The following is a 2,298-nucleotide window of genomic DNA, read 5'->3' on the forward strand; positions in this document are numbered from 1 at the left end:
TATAATACGAACGGGTGCTTTTGTTAAGGATGATGATCGCTGAGGCGGCCCTTTTTTGCTTGTTGTACTAACGCCAGGTTAGTGGAAGAAGTAATAATTAAACCCTTTATTGAATATGAACAAACAGGGATTAGAAAAAGGAAGGCTGTGTGGAATGGATGTTTGATGAAAAAAAAGAAAGTTCAATTTTAGGAACAGTCATAGCGGTTAGTTTAAGTAAGAAGCATACGTTTAGTAAAGAAAGTCAAGAGATTATAAAATTAGTGAAGGGTTTAGGGGTCGAAGGCGATGCACACTTTGGTTCAACGGTTAAACACCGCTCGAGAGTGGCACAAGATCCAAAGCAACCGAACCTAAGACAAGTGCATTTAATTCAAAATGAGTTATTCGAAGAGTTAGCAGATCGTTTTAATATTAAACCTGGACAATTGGGTGAAAATATTACAACTGTCGGAATAAATCTTCTTGATTTACCAACGGACACGATATTATCTATAGGTGAGTCTGCAATTATTAAAGTAACAGGCCTACGAAATCCTTGTGTTCAAATTGATAATTTTAAACCAGGTCTTTTAAAGGCTGTTTTGGATAAGGATTCAGATGGAAATCTAATAAGAAAAGCAGGAATAATGGGAGTTATATTGCAAAGTGGAGAAGTGAAACCAGGAGATACCATCCGAGTTGAATTACCTCATAGACCATTTAAAAGGCTTGAACGTGTTTAAACTAGCTGGGTGCGTATTTGCTTTTATGAAATTAATGTTGATTGTGAATGAATATACTTAAACTATAGGGTGCGAGAATTAAAGAATAGCAATGCTTTTTAAAGCATTGCTTTATGAGTTCAATTTAAAAATACTTGAAATAAAGCTCTCGCCTTAAACTCCCACTTAACTGTGCATATATCCTTGTAATCTCACTTTTCTCATGACCTAGTAAGCTCTGGATAACTTCAAGAGGTGCACCATTATTCAGCATATGAGTGGCATAACTGTGCCTTAGCTGATGCGGATGAATCGATTTATTGATCCGTGCACGATTCAAAATTCGTTTGATGATATATCTCATCTGGGCAATGCTCATTCGATGAGGATACCGTTCTGTAACAAAAATGGCTGCATCGTCATCCTGGCGTTGATCAAGGTATCGTTTAAGCCAAATTTCGCAGCGGATGTTAAAATACACTTCCCTCTCTTACCCCCTATTCCTCTCACAATAGCGGAACGGTTAGACCAATTTATTCTACTCTTCTCTAAGGAAACAATTTCTCCTATACGGCACCCAGTGGAAAACATGAATTCAAACAAAGCCTTCTCCAATGGGCTGGTGCAGGCTTCACGTAAATGTTCAATTTCAAATTCTGTTAGAAACTTTGGAATTCGTTTCCCTGCTTTAGGTTCCTTTATTTTGGCGGCGGGATTTTTTGAAATATGCCCCTCCTCATGTGACCAACGAAATAATGATTTCATAAAACGTATTCGGTGAGCCAAACTTGAAGGTTTTTAAGGTTTCGCTTGACTTTGCAAGGTATTCTTTAAGCTGAACTGTGGTTATAGTATTAAGTGTAACATCCTTAAAATATCTAATAAGTAATGTGGCTTGGAGTTTATATGCTTTTAATGGTTGTGGCGAAAAGCCTTCTATGCGTTTATCCGATTCATAATTTTCCCATGCTTTTGATAATAACAATATACTTCTCTCCCTAAAATTTCTTTTTTAGAGGAATTATTGACCTGTTTCTTTAAATTGAAACGGAAGATACTATTCAACTATTGGGGCAGGTTAGCTTAATAAGGTCTCAAATAGTATATGTTAAAGCAAATCGAATAAGGTGGTTAAATGGATAGATTAAATGAATTAAAAACAATTCTTATAAAAGGACAACAATTATCAATGCAGGGTTCCCTACAAAGGAGAGCTTCATCAAAAAAAGCTGTACCTTTTTTATTGAGTGCTCGGTAAGGTTTAAAGGAATATTGTCATTGTTAATCCGAAGAATGCTAGTTGAATTAGAAGGAAGCCATCATCTTTCAGGAGAAAACGATGGAATTAGGTCACAGAGACCAAAAGGATTTAAAAAGACTGCACTATAAAATGAATATGGTAGAAAGATCTTTTGATTACTCGCTACTTAATGAAAAAAAACTTGGTTCTCAAGGTATTTTTCATTAAGTAAAAAAGTTTAATAAATCTCATATAGTATTTCTATTTCAAATAGTAATCATAAAATTTCTTGATTAATAAAGTAAGATTTTTTAGTTGTTCATTTAGATCAATAAGTTCTTTCTTTAATGCTGA

The 2,298-nt window shown here is 34.9% G+C and carries 1 protein-coding gene and 1 pseudogene; one reads left to right on the plus strand and one right to left on the minus strand.

Features of this window, described 5'->3' with window-relative positions:
• Positions 1-158: 158 nt before the first annotated feature.
• The gene (locus ACIFOT_RS32150) at positions 159-725 is read left to right on the plus strand and encodes an MOSC domain-containing protein (RefSeq protein WP_430073008.1); all 567 of its coding nucleotides are present in this window, start codon (positions 159-161) and stop codon (positions 723-725) included.
• 124 nt (positions 726-849) lie between these two features.
• Here the strand turns inward: ACIFOT_RS32150 and ACIFOT_RS32155 are convergent.
• Positions 850-1,689: pseudogene (locus ACIFOT_RS32155) on the minus strand (tyrosine-type recombinase/integrase).
• Between the last annotated feature and the right edge of the window lie 609 nt (positions 1,690-2,298).

The organism is Neobacillus sp. NRS-1170 (genome assembly GCF_050468025.1).

Excerpts from the sequence above, each read along its gene's own strand:
- ACIFOT_RS32150 (WP_430073008.1), top strand. The coding sequence starts at position 159 with ATGTTTGATGAAAAAAAAGAAAGTTCAATTTTAGGAACAGTCATAGCG.